The following is an 18,832-nucleotide window of genomic DNA, read 5'->3' on the forward strand; positions in this document are numbered from 1 at the left end:
TCCTATCCTACGATAAATCTGCCTTCCGCATAGCGGTATTTTTTGTCGTGTTCTTTTTGGAACAGTCCCATGGCAAAGGTGGTCGGACCGACCCTGCCCAGATACATGGTGAAGGTAATAAACAGCTTCGATAGCGGCGACAGATCCGCGGTAATTCCGCGGGTGACGCCCACCGTTCCGAAGGCGGATACGGTTTCGAAGAGAATGTCCACAAATACGAATTTGTTGTGTTCAAAGAACACGATACAGGATGCCACGAAAAATACCAGACAGATGGCGATTACAAAGAGTGCAAAAATCTTTCGAATCGTCGTCTCGCTGACCCGCCGCTTAAAGAGTTCCGTATCGCGGGTCCCCTTTAGGGTGGTAAAGGCGGCGGCCATGGTGATGGCAAAAGTGGTGGTCTTCAGTCCCCCGGCGGTGGAGCCCGGCGATCCCCCGATAAACATCAAGAGGATGGCGAAAAACACCGTAATGTCGTTCATGCTCCCCATCTCGACGGAGTTAAAGCCCGCCGTCCGGAATGTGGTCGATTGGAAAAACGCCGCGAGCCACTTTTGTTGCTCGGGCAATGCGCCCAGGGTCGCCGGGTTTCTAAATTCGAAGAAGTATATCAAAAACATTCCGCCTAAGAGCAGCATCGCCGTGGTGGAAAGCACCAGTTTCGTATGCGACGACAGGTGTTTGCTCTGCCGGAACTGCCACAATTCCACATAAACGATAAAGCCCAAGCCCCCTAAAATGATCAGGGCGGCGATGGTGAGCGTCACCAAATAGTCGCCTTGAAAGGGGATCATGGAATTGCCGAAGAGGTCGAAGCCCGCATTACAAAACGCGGAGATCGCATGGAATACCGAAAACACGACGCCCTTAAACAGACCGTAGGCGGGCACGAGGCGAAGACTCAACAAAAGCGCGCCGATTCCCTCTACGACAAAGGTAAAACGAATCACGAATTCGATCAGGCGCACCATACCGCTGAGCGTATTCGTATTTAGCTGTTCGCGAATAAACATGCGTTCTCTGAGCCCGATTTTTTTTCCTAAAAGCACCGAAACCAATGCGATTATGGTCATCGTGCCCAATCCGCCGATCTGAATCAGGGATATAATAACAAACTTACCGAATACGCTCCAGCCCACCGCCGTATTTCTTACGATCAATCCCGTTACACAAGATGCCGATGTGGCGGTGAATAGGGCATCGATAAAACTCGCGCCGTTTCCGTCACTCGAGGCAAAGGGAAGCATCAATAAAAGCGTGCCCATCGAGATCAAGAGCATAAACGAGATGCCCAGCACCAGCGGCGGGTTCTTTAATACTTCCCTCTGAATATGATTCCAAATTTTCACAGTCTGCTCCTATGCACAAGAAAACCCCACGGGGAGACATCCCGGTGGGGCAAATCTTATTCTCCCTTGGCTACTTGAACGAGTTGTGCAAATGCTTCCGGGTCGTGAATAGCGAGTTCGGACAAAACCTTACGGTTGATGTCGACATTCGCCTTTTTCAAACCGCTGATAAAGCGGCTATAGCTCATGCCGTTTTGGCGTGCGGCTGCGTTGATTCTCGTAATCCAAAGTTTACGGAAATCTCTTTTTCTTTGTTTTCTACCGCCGAAGGCATAGCTCATAGAGCGCATAACGGCTTGGTTTGCCGGTCTAAACAGCTTCGACTTTGCGCCGAAATAGCCTTTGGCTTGTTTTAATACTTTTTTATGACGACGCTTTGCGTTCAATCCTCTTTTTACTCTGGCCATGTCTACCTCCCGATTACGGAATCATCTTGTCGATACGGCGGGTATCGGCAGTGGAGACCAAGTCCCCTTTTCTCAAGTTACGCGTTCTGCGCGGGCTCTTCTTGCCCGTCAGGTGGCCTTTATATGCCTTGTATCTTCTCAGTTTACCGGTTCCCGTTCTTCTGAAACGCTTTGCGGAACCTCTATGCGTCTTCATTTTACCCATAGTTTTCCTCCTTAATTTTCGGACTTCGGGGCGAAGAACATAACCATGCTCCTGCCTTCCATCTTCGGCTTCTTGTCGACTTCCCCGTATTCTGAAACGAGTTCCGTAAATTCATCCAACACTTCGCGACCGATTTCGGTATGTCCCATTTCTCGTCCGCGGAAGCGAACGGATACCTTGACTCGATTGCCGTCTTGCAGGAATTCTTTTGCTTTTTTTGCCTTTGTGTTTAAATCGTGGGTCTCAATCTTCGGCGTCAAACGCAGTTCCTTTACGCTGATCGTCTTTTGTTTCTTCTTCGACTCTTTTGCTTTTTTCATCATCTCGTAGCGGTACTTTCCGTAGTCGAGAATGCGGCATACAGGCGGCTTGGCTTTAGGCGCGATATTTACGAGATCCATTTTAAATTCTTCGGCAATCTCCATTGCCTTTTCAATGGACACGATGCCCAGTTGTTCTCCATCGGGGTCGATTAGGCGCACTTGGCGCGCGCGAATGTCTCCATTGACTTGAATTTCTTTAATGATTAAACACCTCCGTAGGCAATAAAAAAACGGGTACAAAAATACCCGCCTTCACACGTTACTGGAACGAAACCTTAAAACTGATGTCGTAAGGTGAGAAGCGGACTTCTACTTGCAATACTAAGTCATTCTACCAGCTTAATCTGTATTTGTCAAATCATTTTTCGATGCCAAAAGGATTTGGTCGATCTTCGTCTGGATCAAATCCACCGCCACCCGATTGTGCCCGCCTTCCGGTACGATGATATCCGCATAGCGCTTCGAGGGCTCCACAAATTGCAGATGCGCGGGCCGCACAGTGGTAAGATACTGCTCCATCACCGAATCCAGACTCCGACCGCGCTCACGCATATCCCGCCGAATGCGCCGCAGAATGCGCACATCGCTGTCGGTGTCGACGAATATACGCATATCCAAAAGCGACAGGATCTCGGGCTCGGAAAACAACAGTATGCCTTCGAGCAAGATAATCTTCTTCGGCTCTATGCGAATCGTTTCACGTTTCCGGTTGTGGGCGGTAAAATCGTACTCGGGCATATCCACCGCCTGATTTGCCTTGAGCGCACGTATATGCGAAATCAACAAGGCGTTGTCGAAGGCGAAGGGATGGTCGTAATTGGTCTTCTCCCGCTCCTCAAAAGGCAAATGACTCTGGTCTTTATAGTAATTGTCCTGTCGAATGATCGTACAGCGCGCTTCTCCGGTGTGTTCGAAGATCGATTTCGTCACCGTACTCTTCCCCGAACCGGATCCGCCGCAGATCCCTATAATTACAGGTTTCATACCTCTTTCACCCGCTTTCTGATCATATCTTTGGGGGCAACCGGACGATCCACCGCGACGCTGAAATGCTGCCGGGCCCGATTGGCGATTTCGATCTTCTCGCCGTCGAGATCGCGCATATCCGTAAATATCTGGACAAAATGCGGCTTGCCCGGTCCAAAGATCTCCACCTCGTCGCCGTCAAATATCCGATTTCTCTGCTCGATGAGGGCGCGACCGGTTTTCGGATCGTAGTGCAAGACGACGCCGACAAAATCGTAATTTCTGATATATGTCGTCTGCTCGCTGATGCCCCGCGCGTCCTTCGCCTCGGAATAGTAAAAGCCCGTGGTGAAATCCCGGTGCGAGACCTTTTTGATCTCCTCTTCCCAGGCGGGATCGTACTGATAGCCTTCGGGATCGGCGTAATAGGCGTCGATCGCCATCCGATACGAGCGAATCACCGTGGCCAGATAATAGGCGCTCTTTACCCGGCCTTCGATCTTAAGCGAGCGAATATTCGCTTCGATCAGCGCGTCGATGTGTTCGATCATCGAGAGATCCTTCGAATTGAGGATAAAGCTTCCCTCTTCGGTGGATTCTATAGGAAAATATTCCCCCGGTCGATTTTCTTCCACCAGATGGTATTTGTATCGACAGGGTTGGGCGCAGTCGCCCTGATTGGCGTCCCTTCCGGTCATATAGTTGCTCAGTAGACAGCGCCCGCTATAACTCATACACATCGCGCCGTGCACGAAGGTCTCTATTTCCACCTCGGACACATTGTTCGCAATGGTCTTAATCTCTTCCAATGTAAGCTCCCGCGCCAAAACCACGCGCTCTGCACCGAGGTCCTTCCAAAAGCGAACGGTATCGCTGTTGGTCAGGCTGCCCTGTGTGCTCATATGGATCGGTATGGCGCAAGCGGCCTTTACCCGTTGGAACATCCCGGGATCGGCGACGATGACGGCATCGACGCCGATCTCTTCCAAGAACGCGAGATAGTCTTCCAATCCTTCGAAATCTCCGTCGTGGGGAATGATATTCAATGTGACATGTACTTTTTTTCCCCGCGCATGGGCGTATTCTACACCTTTTTTCATATCCGCTTTAGGAAAATTTTTAGACGCTTTTCTGAGTCCGAATGCCTCACCGCCCAAGTATACGGCATCGGCGCCGTAGTCGATGGCGGTGATCAGTTTTTCGAGGTCTCCGGCCGGCGCCAGCAGTTCGATCTTATTCATATTCTCTCCTAATCAATAAGAGGCCGTCGTCGATGGGAAGGATGTCCGCTACGATCCCTTCTTCCCGCAGGATGTCGTAGAGCATTCGCTTCAATCGCTTGACGATGGTCACCTTTCTTCGTACATATAGTTCTTTAGAGGCGAGCATGCCGTGAAAAAGTACATTGTCCATGGCGATCACCCCGCCCGGTGCCAATAGGGCCAGCGCGCGCTTTAGATATTTTTCGTATTGGCCCTTCGCCGCGTCGACGAAAATAAAGTCGTATATGCCTTCGTCGTTTCGCATAAATGCCTCTGCGTCTTCCACCACCAAGCGGATGCGCGATTCGAGGTCCTGATTTTGAAAGTGCGTACGGGCGGAAACCGCCCGGTCCGGATCGATCTCCACGGTCGTGATCGTCGCTTCGGGAAGCACTGCCGCCATCACCGATGCGGAATAGCCGATGGCGGTCCCCAGTTCCAGAATTCTTGAAGGGCACAAGACCGGCAAGAAGAACCGAAGGAAATTTTCAACCTCTTCTCCGAAGATCGGAACGCCTTCTTTTTCCGCAAATGCGCGCAATTCGCCGAGATAGCCGCCCCGGTCGGGTGCGATACGGGCGAGAAACCATTCATTATTGTCTTTGATACTATCTTGCATCGCAAAAATAGCCGGAATATCCGGCTATTACACATCCATAATAATGGGAAGAATCATGGGGTTTCTGCGGGTCTTTTTGAAGATAAAGCTGCGCAGGTCGTCGCGAATCTGCGACTTAATCGAAGACCAGTCCTTGACGTTCTGACGCTTGCAGTCTATGACCGATTTTTGTACCACGCCGCGCACTTCGTTCATCAAATCCGTGGATTCCCGCACATAGACGAAACCGCGGGAGATGATATCGGGTCCGGAGACCATATCTCCGGTCTTGCGGTTCATCGCGATAATGGCGATGATCAGGCCGTCTTCGGAGAGGTGTTTTCTGTCTCTGAGTACGATATTGCCCACATCGCCGATGCCCAAGCCGTCGATCATCACTTGTCCGGCAGGGACATCCTTCACCATGCGCGCGTCGTTTGCCGTCATCTCCAGGCAGTTCCCGTTTTCCAACATAAAGATGTTCTTCTTGGGAACGCCCATTTTTTGCGCCACTTCCGCATGCTTTAAGAGGTGCTTGACCTCCCCGTGGATCGGGATAAAGAAACGGGGCTTTAACAGGTTCAACAACAGTTTATGCTCTTCCTGATAGGCGTGTCCCGAGACGTGAATTTCGGAGAGGGATTCGTAGATTACGCGAACGCCCTTGTCCAAAAGGTGGTTGATTACGGTGTTGATCGCGCTTTCGTTCCCCGGAATCGGATGCGCCGAAAGGATGATGACATCGTCCTTGGTCAGCTGAATGCGCTTGTGCTCGCCGGTAGAAATCCGCGTCATCGCACTCATGGGCTCGCCTTGGCTGCCCGTGGTGATCAAGACCAGTTGTTTCGGATTATAGCGATTCATATCCTTGATGTCGATAATCGTATTGGGCTTGACGCGCAAATACCCCAACTTTTCGGCGATGCCCATGACATTCAACATACTCCGGCCGCTGAGTACGATCTTTCTGTTATAGCGTTCCGCCGCCGTGATGATCTGCTGAATCCGATAGACATTCGACGCAAAGGTCGCGATGATAATCCGATTGCCCTTCATCAGCGCAAAGAGCCGGTCAAATGTCGCGCCGACCTTCCGCTCGCTCATGGAAAATCCTTCGCGCAGTACGTTCGTAGATTCGCTAAAGAGCGCCAACACGCCGCGGTTTCCGATCTCCGCCAAGCGGTTCAGGTCGATGGGATCGCCCGAAATCGGCGTAAAGTCGACCTTGAAGTCCCCGGTGTGAACGAGTACGCCGACGGGGGTGGTAATCGCGAGGGCGGCCGCATCGGGAATAGAGTGGTTGACATTGACCCATTCCACTTCGAAGAATTTCCCGATCTTTACGGGCTTTCTGTATCCGACGGTGACCATCTTCGTGCTCCTGAGGAGTCTGTGTTCCTTCAGCTTATTTTCCAGTAGACTCAAAGTCAATTTGGTGCCGTATATGGGAATATTGACTTGCTTGAGGACATAGGGAATGGCGCCGATATGGTCTTCGTGCCCGTGGGTGATGACGATCGCCTTGATTTTATGTTTGTTCTGCAGCAAATACTTGATGTCCGGAATCACCACATCGATGCCGGGCATATCCTCTTCCGGGAAAGTCATACCGCAGTCTACGAGAATCAGCTCGTCCTGATGCTCGATGACGGTCATGTTCTTTCCCACTTCGCGCATTCCGCCCAAGGGAATGATGCGAAGCTTACCGTTATTCTTCATTCGTTTCTCCTTTCGAGGCCTCTCGACAATGAGAACATATTCCGTAAAATTTTAAATTGTGATCCGTAATATGAAAGCCTTCTCTGTTTTCGATCTCCTCTTCCAAATTGTCCAGGAGGTCCAGGTTTACTTCTGTAATATCGTTACATTTTTTGCAGATTAAATGGTGATGGGCATGCTTTTCTTCTTGCAGGCGCCGTTCGTAGCGCGTTACGCCGTCGTCGAAGGAAAGCACGGTTAAAAACCCGATCTCTTCCAAAAGATTTACGGTGCGGTAGACCGTGGCGATGCCGATTTCGGGCATCTTTTCCGCCGCATAGCGAAACACTTCTTCCGTCGTAATGTGTTCGCCTTCGTGGTCGGCGAACACTTCCATGACGACGGCACGCTGTCTCGTGTATTTGTAACCCTTGGACTGCAAAAATTTTTTGAATGTATTGTCTGACAAACTTACCACCTATTGTGCCTGTTCTATCAGGAGTTCTTCGTAGATCTCCATGGCGCGTACATACTCTTCTTCGTCGATGCCGGCATAATATACGTCCCCCGACTCGTCGTATTCTTCTCGGAGTATAAAAGTACCGTAATCGATATGTTCCGCATCTAAGAGGGCGATATAGTCGCAATCGTCGACGCGAAAACGGGCCTTAATGATAAAGCTGATGCCGTTTCCCATCTCGTCAAAAAACAACTGTCGGTTCATTTTCTCACCTGTGCGCATCCAAATACGTCTGAAGGATCATGGCGGCAGCGATCTTATCCACATGTTCCTTTCGATGTTCCCGGCGAACGCCGCCCTCGATCAACGCCATTTCGGCGGAGGCGGTGGTCAGCCGTTCGTCAACGTATTCGATCTCTATGCCCAAAGTTTCCCGTAAAAAATCGGCATAGCGCATGGTGCGCTCTGCCTGAAATCCGATGGAATTGTTCATGTTTTTCGGAAGACCGACGATCAGCTTCTCCACCGCGTATCGGTCGATCAGTTCTCGAAGCGCCTCCGCATCCGCCTTCTTCGAAGTCCTTTGAATGGTCAAAAGCCCTTGGGCAAAAATTCCCAAGGGATCCGAAACGGCGACGCCGACGGTCTTATTTCCGATGTCTAAACCCAATAGTCTTTTCATTTAAATCACTTTAATACAAAACTGCGGGCAGACTGTCGCACAGTAGCCGCAAAGGATGCAGCGTTCGTCTACGACGGCGCGTCCGTCCTCTACGTGGATGGCATCCTGCTTGCAACGTCGTTCACAATTTCCGCATCCGATACAATAATCGGCGATAATCAGCTTGCGTTTTTTCTTGGATACCGCATCATAGGCGGCTTCGTTTTCGGTTTTTCGCAAAAAGAGATCCGCATTATAGTCGATCTCCTGCTTGGACTGCATGCCCACAGCCGTGGCATCGATATGGGGTTGCGCTTGAATCCAACGGAGCGCCTCGGCGCTGTTTCCGATTAGATGTCCGCCGCCCAAAGCCTTCATCGAATATATGCCGATGCCCTTTTTGTGCCGCGCCTCTATGGCGTGAAGCATCTCCGTCGCGGTGCCGTCCTGTATGCCGATGCCCGCCCGATTGATAATCGGGTGGATAATCTCGATCTCGGGAAAGAGCGCCGTCGCATTTACACAGCCGATAAAATGGGTGGAAATGCCGATGGCGCGGATAATCCCTTTGCGTTTGAACGCCGCCAGGCACTCGAGCGCCTCTTTGTGCCCCCGGAGGGTCAACAACGATTCCTGCTCGTGGAGCATAAAGATATCAATATAGTCGGTATCCATTTCCTTCAGCGCCTTGGCTACGCTCGCCTCTGCCGTCGCGCGATCGTAGCAATACGCCTTTGTCGTAATCGTCCATCTTTCACGGCCGATCTCTCGAATTGCTTCTCGGAGAAAATGATAGTTGTCGTAAATCTCCGCCGTGTCTATAAAGTTTATACCCTTTTCGTGGGCGTATACCAATAATTCCGTGCCCTTTTTCAGGGAAAGATTCGCCTGAAATTTAGAAAATGTCAGCGAACCAAAACACAAAGGTGATACTTCGATCCCCGTCTTACCTAAAATCGCCATACTTCTCCCGTCTACAAAAGAATAGAGATGAGCCATCGCCCATCTCTATTTTTCCTTTAAATAGTATTGTAACAACTCGCCCAGCAATTCGTCTCGTTCGATCGACTGTATAATGCTTCTCGCGTCGTTATGGCTCGTAATATAGGTGGGGTCTCCGGAAAGAATATAGCCAATAATCTGATCGATGGGGTCGTATCCCTTTTCGATCAACGCATGGTATACCGTCAAAAGACCGGAACGTATTTTTTCTCCGTCGCCTTCTATCTTTTCAAAAATATGCGTCTCGAAATTATTATTGTCCATATAATCTCCTCCATAGCAAGCATTATACCACAAATTCGAGGCGCTTGGGACTAGTTTCTGAGTTCGGCGAGAATTTCTTCCAGTGCTCCCATCGCTTCGGGGATCTTTGCGGCGTCTTTTGCCCCGGCGGTCGCCATATCGGGACGGCCGCCGCCGCCACCGCCTGCGATCTTCGCCACGCGTTTAACGACATCGCCCGCCTTCACGCCTTTTTCGATGGCGGATTTGGGAGAGGCGCAGACAAATTGCACCTTCCCCGCGTTTTCAGCGCTCAACAGTACCAAAGCGTCTTCTTTGTCGCGGCGCTTTTCCGCCATGTTCCGAAGGTCTTCCACGCCGATATCGACAAAGCTTCCCCGAATCACGGATATGCCTTGGATTTCTTCCGTTTCACCCAGTTCTCGATCCATTTTGCTCGCGGCGATATCCGCTTGCAATTTCGCCAGTTCTTTTTCCAACTGTTTTTCCCGTTCCAAATGGTTGCGGATTTTTTCCGTGATTTGATCCTCGTTGGATTTTAACAAAGAAGCGAGTTCTTTTTGTCTCTCATCGAGTTCATTCATGTAGGCATATACCCCGAGTCCGGTCTTGGATTCGATTCTGCGAACGCCGGCGGAGATGCCGCCTTCGGAGAGGATCTTGAACATCCCGATCTGCGCGGTATTGTCCACATGGGTGCCGCCGCAGAGTTCTTTGGAATACTCGCCCATACTGACCACGCGTACCCGATCGCCGTATTTGTCTTCGAAAAGGCCCACAGCGCCTTCTTCCTTGGCTTCGTCATAGGACATGAGCCGCGTCGTCACCGGCAGGGACCGGAAGATTTCGGCGTTTACCTTTTCTTCCACGTCTTGAATCTGTTCGGGTGTCATCGCCTCGTAATGCGTAAAGTCAAATCGCATGGCATCGGGCGCCACCAAAGACCCCGCCTGATTAACGTGCTCGCCCAAAACGTCGCGCAACGCCCGGTGCAAAAGGTGCGTAACGGAGTGGTTTCTGCGCGTCTTTTCGCGACGCGCTTCGTCTACGTAAAGGTCCACATCGCCCAATTCCACCGTGCCTTCTTTTACCGTTCCGATGCAATAGCTATGGCCGGTTTTGGTGCTTTTGGTATCGGTCACTGCGATTTTGAAATCTTCGCCGACGATCACACCGGTATCGCCCACCTGTCCGCCGCCTTCGGCATAGAAGGGCGTGGGATTTACGTAGAATATGCCCGTTTCTCCGGTTTGAAGGTGGTATGTCTCCTCGCCCTCTGCGAGAATATGCAGCAGTCGAGCGCCCGAAACTTGAAGCCGCGTATATCCCACAAATTCGATGTCCTCTTTGATTTCTTCGGGCGCCATCGCGCCGCCGGCGGACCAGCCGATATTGTCGGAGTCGTCGCGGGCCTCTCTTGCGCGCACTTTTTGTTCTTCCATGGCACGCAGAAACGCCTCTTCGTCGAGCTGCATATCGGATTCTTCGAGGATCTCTTTGGTGAGATCCAGGGGAAACCCGTAGGTATCGTATAGCTTAAAGGCATCTTCCCCGGAGAATCGGCGAGAACCTTCTTTTTTGAGACGCGCCACTTCCCCTTCCAAAAGCGTCATGCCCGTCTCCAGGGTCTTCAAAAACCGCTCCTCTTCTCTGCGGATGACGCGCTCGATCATGTCGCGATTTTCGTCGAGCTCCTCGTAGCGAATCTTCCAGGAGTCGATGACGGCGGCGGACAGTTTGTATAAAAATGCCGCATCGATGCCGAGATTTCTTCCGTGTTTGGCCGCCCGCCGCGTCAGGCGACGCACCACATAGCCGCGCCCTTCGTTGGAAGGAATGATGGAGTCGGAGATCATAAAGGTGACGGCGCGAATGTGGTCGGTGATTACGCGCACGGAAATATCCTTTTGCGGATCGCTGCCGTATTGATAGCCGGCGGTCTCGCAGACTTTTTCTAAGATGTCGTGGATCGCATCGATCTCGAAGATATTGTTCGCTTCCTGCAGCACCGACGCAATGCGCTCGAGACCCATGCCGGTATCGATATTGGGATTGGCGAGGGGGTGATACTCTCCCTCTTCGTCTTTGTCGAATTGCGTAAATACCAAATTCCACACTTCGATATAGCGGTCGCATTCGCAACCCGGCTTACAATCGGGATCGTCGCAGCCGTATTTCTCGCCTCGATCGAAGTAGATTTCCGAACAGGGACCGGAAGGACCGACCGCCAGTTCCCAAAAATTGTCCTCTTTGCCCAAGCGGACCAATCGCGATTCGGGGATGCCGATTTCTTTGTGCCAGATTTCATAGGCCTCGTCGTCGTCCAAATAGACCGTCGCCCACAGGAGGTCGCCGTCGATTTCCAAGACTTCGGTCAAAAATTCCCAGGCCCAATGAATGGCTTCGCGCTTAAAATAGTCGCCAAACGAGAAGTTGCCCAACATTTCGAAGAATGTCGCGTGTCGGTCGGTCTTTCCGACATTTTCCACATCGCCGGTACGAATGCATTTTTGGGATGTCGCTACGCGGGAGCGGGGCGGCACGGCTTCGCCCGTAAAGTACTTCTTCATCGGCGCCATGCCCGCGCCGATCAAAAGCAACGATTTGTCGTTTTGGGGAACCAAAGAAAAACTCGGTAAAATTAAATGTTGTTTGTGCTCGAAAAATCGCAGGTATTCTTGCCGTACTTCGTGTAATCCCAATGCTTTCATAATTCCTCCTATGATATATCAAATCTATGTTTTAAATTATAGAGTTCGCAGGAAATAAAGTCAATTCGCGCAAAATCCGATCGCGCAAAAAAAGCGACCGCAGTCGCTTTATTGCACTTTCCTGATTTCTTCTTTGTTCCGCCGATCTTCTTCGATTTTCATGCGAATAAAATTTTTCAAAATCACTAATACCGAAAACACCGGCACCGACAAAATCATACCCAACACGCCGAAGGTGCCGCCCCCGATAAAGATGCACAAGAGCACCACCACCGGGTGCAGACCCGTTCGCTTGCCGAGGATCTTCGGCGCTAGCAGATTGTTTTCCGCCCACTGCAAGAATACGAACAGGATCGCCACCCAAAACGCCTTGGCAAAGGAATCCATCAGGGCGAAGAAAAATGCCGGGACAAAACCCAAAAACGGACCGATATAGGGAATGATGTCGGCCACCATGGTAATCAGGCCGATGGCGACGGCAAAATTCACCTGCAAAATCCAGAGCATAATCATCGTCGCAATGCCCACGAAAAACGCCAAGAGGAGCTTCCCCTTGATAAATTCCATCATGGCGGTGTTGATTTCCGTCGCAAGATACATCGTATCACTCCGGTAGCGGACGGGAATCGACTTGTACAGGCGCACCTTGATGCGGTTCTTGTCGACGGTAAAGTAATAGGTCAGGATCAGCACCAACACAAAGCTGATGGCGCAACCCAAAGCCTGATACATCCCCGATGCCATAATGCGGAGCCGCCCCAATATGTCGGTCTCCAATACGGCCAGGTATTTTTCCATCTGTTGCTGCACGCTCTGCATGATGCGCGTCATATCCAGGTTCGTGATCTTCTCGATCTGATCGGAGGCTTGCAAAAACCAGTCGTTTACGCTTGTCACCATCTGCGGCAACGATACGACGAAGTTTCGTAGTTCCTCGATCGTCTTGGGGAGTACCACGACGAACAGCAGGACAAACATCAGCACAAAGCCCACATATACGATCAAAACGCCGATGCGCCGGGGGATATTCTTCCTCTCCATGGCGCTTACCAGCGGATTGATGATATAGGCGAGCATCGCCGAGATCGCGATCGCCGCCAAGGTCGTGCCCACTACGGGGAAGCGCTTGAAGACATACCGCAGGACGATAATCCCCAAGACGAGCCCCAAAAAGATCCCGACTTTTCGAAAGTCGAAGTGAATGCGGCGATTCCTGTCGATGTATTGATTGCCGATGTTCACCAAATAGTAAATGCTCAAGGCAATCAGAAGGATCAAGAGGATCCCGCGGATCGCAACGAGAAAATTCGGCGTCACCACGTTAAAAAAGGAATCGAATTGATTCATGCTCTATTGCCTCATATCCGCCAATGTCATGGAATCCAAAACGCTGTCCACCTGCGCCTGAATGCGGTCGAGGATGGACTTGGCGGAACAGGCTTCCCCGCGCTCACAGGAGATCTCGTCTTCCGCGCTGCAACAGGAAAAGGACATCTCCCCTTCCAGGGCGGAAATCACATCGCCGATGGCGATCTCTTCCGGCGGCCGCGCCAAAACGTATCCGCCCTGGGCGCCGCGAATGCTCTTGACGAGCTTTCTGGTCTTCAATCGTGAAAACAGTTGTTCCAGATAGGCCACGCTCAGGTCTTCCGCTTCGGCGATATAGTTCACGGATAGGGGACCTTCCCCGTAATTTTCAGCCAAATGATACATCGCCATCAATCCGTAGCGACCTCGTGTCGACAGCTTCATGCCTTCACCTCCCAATTCCCAGTAAATTCCTATGAATAAGATATCCTAACGGAATCCGTCTGTCAAATCATCGAACGACGATATTCAGAATCTTTCCGGGAACGTAGATTTCCTTGACGATCTCTTTGCCTTCTACCTGTTTTTCGTACGATTCCGACGCCCGCACGGCGGCAAATACTTCTTCTTTGGAGGCGTCTTTTGCCGTTTGCACCTTAAAACGGACCTTGCCGTTAAACTGCACGGGGATTTCGATGACGTCCTCTACCGTCTTTTCCGGGTCGAATGTCGGCCAATCCTGTTCACAGAGATGGCCGCCCAATTCGCAGATCTCCCACAATTCTTCGGTAATATGGGGCGCGACAGGGTTCAGAAGCATCAAAAAGGTGGAAAATTCCCTTTTGTTGACGCCCGTGTTTTGGAAGGCATTGACCATCGTCATCAGCTGCGCGATGGCGGTGTTCGCCTTTAAGTTTTCGTAATCGCGGCTTACCTTTTCTATGGATTGGTGCATCAACACTTCCACTTCGTCGCGATAGCGATCCCCTTCGAGGAGGCCGTCTTGAAGATTCCACACCCGCTCCAAGAAGCGGCGGCAGCCCTTTACGCCGTTTTCCGACCAGGGCACGGCCTTTTCAAAGTCGCCGATAAACATTTCGTAGGTCCGTAGGGTATCGGCGCCGTATGCGTCGACGATGTCGTCGGGATTGATGACATTTCCGCGGCTCTTGCTCATTTTGCCCCCGTCTTCGCCGAGGATCATGCCGTGGCTCGTCCGCTTCTTATAGGGTTCCTTGGTGGGAACCACGCCAATGTCGTAGAGGAATTTGTGCCAGAAGCGGGAGTACAGCAGGTGCAGCGTGGTGTGCTCCATGCCGCCGTTATACCAGTCGACGGGCATATAAAAATCCAGCGCTTCTTTCGATGCCGGCGCTTCGTCGTTGTGCGGATCCGTATAGCGCAGAAAATACCAACTGCTTCCCGCCCATTGGGGCATGGTGTCGGTCTCGCGCTTGGCCGGTCGATTGCATTTGGGGCAAGTGGTATTGACCCAATCCTCTACCAGGGCGAGGGGACTCTGTCCGTTGTCGGTGGGTTCGTATTGCTCCACATCGGGCAGTTCCAAGGGCAAAGATTCTTCGGGGACCGGCACCCATCCGCATTCTTCACAGTGCACCAAGGGGATCGGCTCTCCCCAATAGCGCTGTCTGGAAAAGACCCAGTCGCGGAGTTTATAGTTGACCTGCTTGCGGCCAAGTCCCTTTTCTTCGAGCCAGCGGATCATGGCGGGGATCGCCTCTTCGACCTTCATGCCGTCCAAAAAGTCGGAACCGGTCATCGTTCCCTCTTGATTATCGGTATAGGCGCCGTTTTCTATGTCTCCGCCTTCGACCACGCAGACGATGGGGAGGTCAAATTTTTTGGCGAATTCCCAGTCCCGCTGGTCGTGACCCGGCACCGCCATAATCGCGCCGGTGCCGTAACTCATCAATACATAGTCGGAAATCCAGATCGGAATCTCTTTTCCGGTGGCGGGATTGATACCATTTAATCCCTTTAGAGCGACGCCCGTCTTCTCTTTGGACATCTCGGTGCGTTCGAAGTCGCTTTTCTTTTCGACTTCATGCAGATAGGCCTCCACCTCGTCGTAATTTTCGATGCGCTCTTTGTATCGCTCCACCAGAGGATGTTCCGGCGCGATCACCATATAGGTGGAGCCGAAGACGGTATCGGGGCGGGTCGTAAAGACTTCGAGTGATTCGTCGGTGTCTTTGACGCGGAAGCGAATTTCTGCACCGACGCTCTTTCCGATCCAGTTTTTCTGTTGAATTTTAACGGCTTCGATATAGTCCACTTCGTCGAGATCTTCGAGGAGACGCTCCGCATATTCTGTGATCTTGAGCATCCATTGGCTGCGTCTTCGGTGAACGACGACGGTACCGCAGCGCTCGCATTTTCCGCCCACGACTTCTTCGTTGGCGAGGCCCACCTTGCAGGACGGGCACCAGTTCACGGGCATTTCTGTCTTATAGGCGAGCCCATGTTTGAACATTTGCAAAAAGATCCACTGCGTCCACTTATAATACGACGGATCGGTGGTATTGATCTCGCGGGACCAATCGAAGCTGAACCCGAGACTCTTCAACTGTTTTTTAAAGTTGGCGACGTTTTTTTCGGTGACTTTTTTGGGATGAATATTGTTTTTCATCGCGTAGTTTTCGGTGGGCAGACCAAAGGAGTCCCATCCCATGGTAAAGAGGACATTTTCGCCCTCATAGCGCCGCTTTCTCGCCACGATGTCCATGGCGGTATAGGGCCGGGGATGGCCTACGTGTAGTCCCTGTCCCGAAGGATAGGGGAATTCGATGAGGGGGTAGAATTTCTTACCGCCCGCGGCGAGGTCCGACTTATAGACTTCCCGGTCTTCCCAAAACGCTTGCCACTTCTTTTCTATCGCTTTCGGATCGTAAGTTTTCATTCCGACACCTCTCTAAAACTCTGCATTGCCGACTGTACGGGGGAAGGGAATGACGTCGCGAATGTTGCTCATGCCCGTTATATACATGACCGCGCGCTCAAATCCCAACCCGTAGCCAGAATGAACGACGCTGCCGTATTTTCTGAGATCCAGATACCAATCGTAGTCCTCGGGCTGCATGCCGAAATCGCGAATCTTCTCGGTCAAGACGTCCAATCGCTCTTCCCGCTGGGAGCCGCCGATAATCTCGCCGATGCCGGGCACCAATAGGTCCATGGCGGCGACGGTCTTTTTGTCCTCGTTTTCTCGCATATAAAATGCCTTGATTTCCTTCGGGTAGTCGCGAATAAATACCGGCTTTTTGTAAACCTCTTCGGTGATATAGCGCTCGTGTTCGGTCTGCAGATCGATTCCCCAGGATACGGGATATTTAAATCCCTGCCCGCTTTTTTCTAAGATGTCGATGGCTTCGGTATAGGTAATCCGCACAAAGTCGGATTCTACCACGTTTTTAAGCCGATCGATGACCCCTTTGTCGATAAAGGAATTGAAGAATTCCATCTCTTCGGGTGCGTGGGCGAATACATAGCGGATGATGTATTTGAGCATGTCTTCCGCCACGTCCATATTTTTCTCCAAGTCGGCGAATGCCATCTCGGGTTCGATCATCCAAAATTCTGCCGCATGGCGCTGTGTATTGGAGTTTTCCGCCCGGAAGGTCGGTCCGAAGGTATAGACATTTCGAAATGCTGTGGCGAAGGCCTCCGCTTGCAACTGTCCGCTTACGGTCAGATTCGTATGTTTGTGGAAAAAGTCTTCCTTATAGTCCACTTCTCCGTTTTCTGTGGTGGGCACATTTTCCATATCCAGCGTGGTTACCTGAAACATCTCACCGGCGCCTTCGGCATCGGATGCGGTGATAATCGGTGTATGCACGTAGATAAAGTTTCTCTGTTGAAAGAACTCGTGCACGGCAAAGGCGATCAGGCTCCGTACCCGAAATACCGCCTGAAAGGTATTGGTACGGGGACGCAGATGCGCCTTGGTGCGGAGGTATTCGAAGGTATGTCGCTTTTTCTGCAAGGGGTAGTCGCCGTCGGCGAGAAAAAGCGGCGCAATCGATGCGGCGTGGATCTCTACCGGCTGCTTAGCACCGGGGCTTTCCACCAGTTCGCCTTCTACGCGTACGGAACTGTAGATCGGGTATTTCGAGATTTCTTTAAAGTTTTCGATATCGCTTTCGTAGACGATTTGAATCGTCCCGAAGCCGCTCCCGTCTCCCAATTGCAGGAAGCCGAAGTTTTTAGAATCCCGCGACGTCTTGATCCACCCGTCCAAGACCAGGGTTTCACCCAAATGTTCCTTATAATTTTCCAATACTTCACGAATTTCCAAAATCGTCCTCCTGTCTTTTGATTCGGTCCAAATAGGCGCGCATCGTTTTTTCGTAGCCGCGCGTCGATGGCGTATAATAGGTCTTCTCTTCCATATCTTCGGGAAGATAGCGCTGCTTTACATAGGCGTTCTCATAATTGTGCGGGTATTTATACTCGGCATGTTCTTCCATAGGCTGATGCTGATCCCTGAGATAGGGCGGAATCACCGTCCCCATTCCTCGATCCACATCGGCCATTGCCGCATTTACGGCGACATAGCTGCGATTGCTTTTGGGCGCGGATGCGAGATAGGTCGCCGCCTGCGCGAGGATGATCCTCCCCTCCGGCATCCCGATGACGCGAAAGGCGTAAAAGGCATCCACCGCCACCGCGAGCGCCCTCGGATCCGCATTGGAGATGTCTTCCGAAGCGGAGATGATCATCCTCCGGGCGATGTACTCGGGATCCTCGCCGCTTTGTAACATCTTTGCCAAATAAAACACCGCCGCATCGGGATCGGAGCCGCGGATTGATTTTATGAAGGCGGAAATGGCGTCGTAGTGTTCGTTGCCGTCTCGATCGTAGAGTCGCGGCTTTTCGAGGGTCGAATCGGCGACGTCTTGTTCGTCGATGCGAATCACCCCGTCCGAACTGGGCTTGGTGCTGAGTACGCAAACCTCGAGGATATTGAGCGCGCGGCGTCCGTCGCCGCCCGCCGATTCGATCAGGCGCCGAAACCCCACATCGGTAAATTCGATCGCCATATCGCCGTAGCCGCGTTCGGAATCGGCGAGGGCGCGGCGCACGATGCGTTCGATGTCGCCTTCGTCGAGGGTCGTAAGACGCACCACCTGCAGCCGAGAAAGTAGCGCGGAGTTCACGTAAAAGTACGGGTTTTCCGTGGTCGCGCCCATCAGCACCACTTTTCCCCGCTCCACATAGGGGAGCAACACATCCTGCTGGGATTTGTTAAAGCGATGAATCTCGTCGAGAAAGAGCACCGTCTTTCGACCCGATGCACCCAAACGCTCCTCCGCCGCTTTTAGGATCTGTCTCAATTCTTTGACATTGCTGGTCACCGCGCTGATCGGCACGAATTCCATCTTCGATTCGCGGGCGACGATCTCGGCGAGCGTCGTCTTGCCGATTCCCGGCGGCCCGTAAAAGAGCAGCGACGGCAAAAAGCCCGCCTGCATCAGACGCGGAATATACTTTCCTTCGCCTGCGACGTGTTCCTGGCCGATGTATTCCCGCAGATTTCTCGGTCGCATACGCTCGGCTAGGGGCGCGCTCGTCTTCAGATTCTCCTGCATTTGAAATTCAAAGAGATCCATCCTCTT

The 18,832-nt window shown here is 51.8% G+C and carries 19 protein-coding genes; all 19 read right to left on the bottom strand.

The genetic code is table 11. The annotated features are described in order from the left end of the window. Positions 1-2: 2 nt before the first annotated feature. The gene (locus EL294_RS04470; RefSeq protein WP_232006450.1) at positions 3-1,352 is read right to left on the bottom strand and encodes a TrkH family potassium uptake protein; all 1,350 of its coding nucleotides are present in this window, start codon (positions 1,350-1,352) and stop codon (positions 3-5) included. Between the two features lie 56 nt (positions 1,353-1,408). After that, on the bottom strand, positions 1,409-1,759 hold the full coding sequence (gene rplT, locus EL294_RS04475) for a 50S ribosomal protein L20 (RefSeq protein WP_126465503.1): 351 nt from the start codon (positions 1,757-1,759) through the stop codon (positions 1,409-1,411). Between the two features lie 13 nt (positions 1,760-1,772). Next, complete coding sequence (gene rpmI, locus EL294_RS04480; RefSeq protein WP_126465504.1) at positions 1,773-1,964, bottom strand: 50S ribosomal protein L35; 192 nt, start codon at positions 1,962-1,964, stop codon at positions 1,773-1,775. 11 nt (positions 1,965-1,975) lie between these two features. Continuing rightward, positions 1,976-2,527 carry a translation initiation factor IF-3 gene (infC, locus tag EL294_RS04485; protein WP_126465505.1) on the bottom strand — a complete coding sequence of 184 codons (552 nt, stop codon included), beginning with the start codon at positions 2,525-2,527 and terminating at the stop codon, positions 1,976-1,978. 99 nt (positions 2,528-2,626) lie between these two features. Beyond that, a complete protein-coding gene (gene udk, locus EL294_RS04490) occupies positions 2,627-3,271 on the bottom strand; it encodes a uridine kinase (protein ID WP_126465506.1) in 645 nt (214 codons plus the stop codon). Beyond that, positions 3,268-4,494, bottom strand: a complete 1,227-nt coding sequence (locus tag EL294_RS04495) for a peptidase U32 family protein (RefSeq protein ID WP_126465507.1) — start codon at positions 4,492-4,494, stop codon at positions 3,268-3,270. Before EL294_RS04495 ends, udk begins: the two co-directional genes overlap by 4 nt. Next, a complete protein-coding gene (locus tag EL294_RS04500; protein ID WP_126465508.1) occupies positions 4,487-5,134 on the bottom strand; it encodes an O-methyltransferase in 648 nt (215 codons plus the stop codon). Before EL294_RS04500 ends, EL294_RS04495 begins: the two co-directional genes overlap by 8 nt. Before the next feature lie 27 nt (positions 5,135-5,161). Beyond that, positions 5,162-6,832, bottom strand: a complete 1,671-nt coding sequence (locus EL294_RS04505; RefSeq protein ID WP_126465509.1) for a ribonuclease J — start codon at positions 6,830-6,832, stop codon at positions 5,162-5,164. Continuing rightward, positions 6,822-7,280, bottom strand: a complete 459-nt coding sequence (locus tag EL294_RS04510) for a Fur family transcriptional regulator (protein ID WP_232006451.1) — start codon at positions 7,278-7,280, stop codon at positions 6,822-6,824. Before EL294_RS04510 ends, EL294_RS04505 begins: the two co-directional genes overlap by 11 nt. A gap of 9 nt (positions 7,281-7,289) precedes the next feature. Then, entirely contained in the window at positions 7,290-7,535 is a 246-nt protein-coding gene (locus EL294_RS04515) for a DUF1292 domain-containing protein (protein ID WP_164715224.1), read from the bottom strand. 4 nt (positions 7,536-7,539) lie between these two features. Further along, positions 7,540-7,953: a Holliday junction resolvase RuvX gene (gene ruvX, locus EL294_RS07955; protein ID WP_197721080.1), complete on the bottom strand. Its 414-nt coding sequence runs from the start codon at positions 7,951-7,953 to the stop codon at positions 7,540-7,542. After that, positions 7,954-8,895: an aldo/keto reductase gene (locus EL294_RS04520; protein WP_197721081.1), complete on the bottom strand. Its 942-nt coding sequence runs from the start codon at positions 8,893-8,895 to the stop codon at positions 7,954-7,956. A gap of 45 nt (positions 8,896-8,940) precedes the next feature. Next, entirely contained in the window at positions 8,941-9,198 is a 258-nt protein-coding gene (locus EL294_RS04525; RefSeq protein WP_126465512.1) for an IreB family regulatory phosphoprotein, read from the bottom strand. A 50-nt stretch (positions 9,199-9,248) separates the two neighbouring features. Continuing rightward, positions 9,249-11,888: an alanine--tRNA ligase gene (alaS, locus tag EL294_RS04530; RefSeq protein ID WP_197721082.1), complete on the bottom strand. Its 2,640-nt coding sequence runs from the start codon at positions 11,886-11,888 to the stop codon at positions 9,249-9,251. A gap of 108 nt (positions 11,889-11,996) precedes the next feature. After that, positions 11,997-13,235, bottom strand: coding sequence for an AI-2E family transporter (locus EL294_RS04535; protein WP_126465514.1), 1,239 nt, complete (start codon positions 13,233-13,235; stop codon positions 11,997-11,999). Between the two features lie 3 nt (positions 13,236-13,238). After that, positions 13,239-13,640: an RrF2 family transcriptional regulator gene (locus EL294_RS04540; protein ID WP_126465515.1), complete on the bottom strand. Its 402-nt coding sequence runs from the start codon at positions 13,638-13,640 to the stop codon at positions 13,239-13,241. A 67-nt stretch (positions 13,641-13,707) separates the two neighbouring features. Beyond that, positions 13,708-16,116, bottom strand: a complete 2,409-nt coding sequence (leuS, locus tag EL294_RS04545; protein ID WP_126465516.1) for a leucine--tRNA ligase — start codon at positions 16,114-16,116, stop codon at positions 13,708-13,710. A gap of 12 nt (positions 16,117-16,128) precedes the next feature. Continuing rightward, complete coding sequence (gene asnS, locus EL294_RS04550; RefSeq protein WP_126465517.1) at positions 16,129-17,514, bottom strand: asparagine--tRNA ligase; 1,386 nt, start codon at positions 17,512-17,514, stop codon at positions 16,129-16,131. Beyond that, positions 17,498-18,826, bottom strand: coding sequence for a replication-associated recombination protein A (locus tag EL294_RS04555; protein ID WP_126465518.1), 1,329 nt, complete (start codon positions 18,824-18,826; stop codon positions 17,498-17,500). Before EL294_RS04555 ends, asnS begins: the two co-directional genes overlap by 17 nt. Positions 18,827-18,832: the final 6 nt, after the last annotated feature.

It is taken from the genome of Aedoeadaptatus ivorii (genome assembly GCF_900638585.1).
GTDB classification, from domain to species: domain Bacteria; phylum Bacillota; class Clostridia; order Tissierellales; family Peptoniphilaceae; genus Aedoeadaptatus; species Aedoeadaptatus ivorii.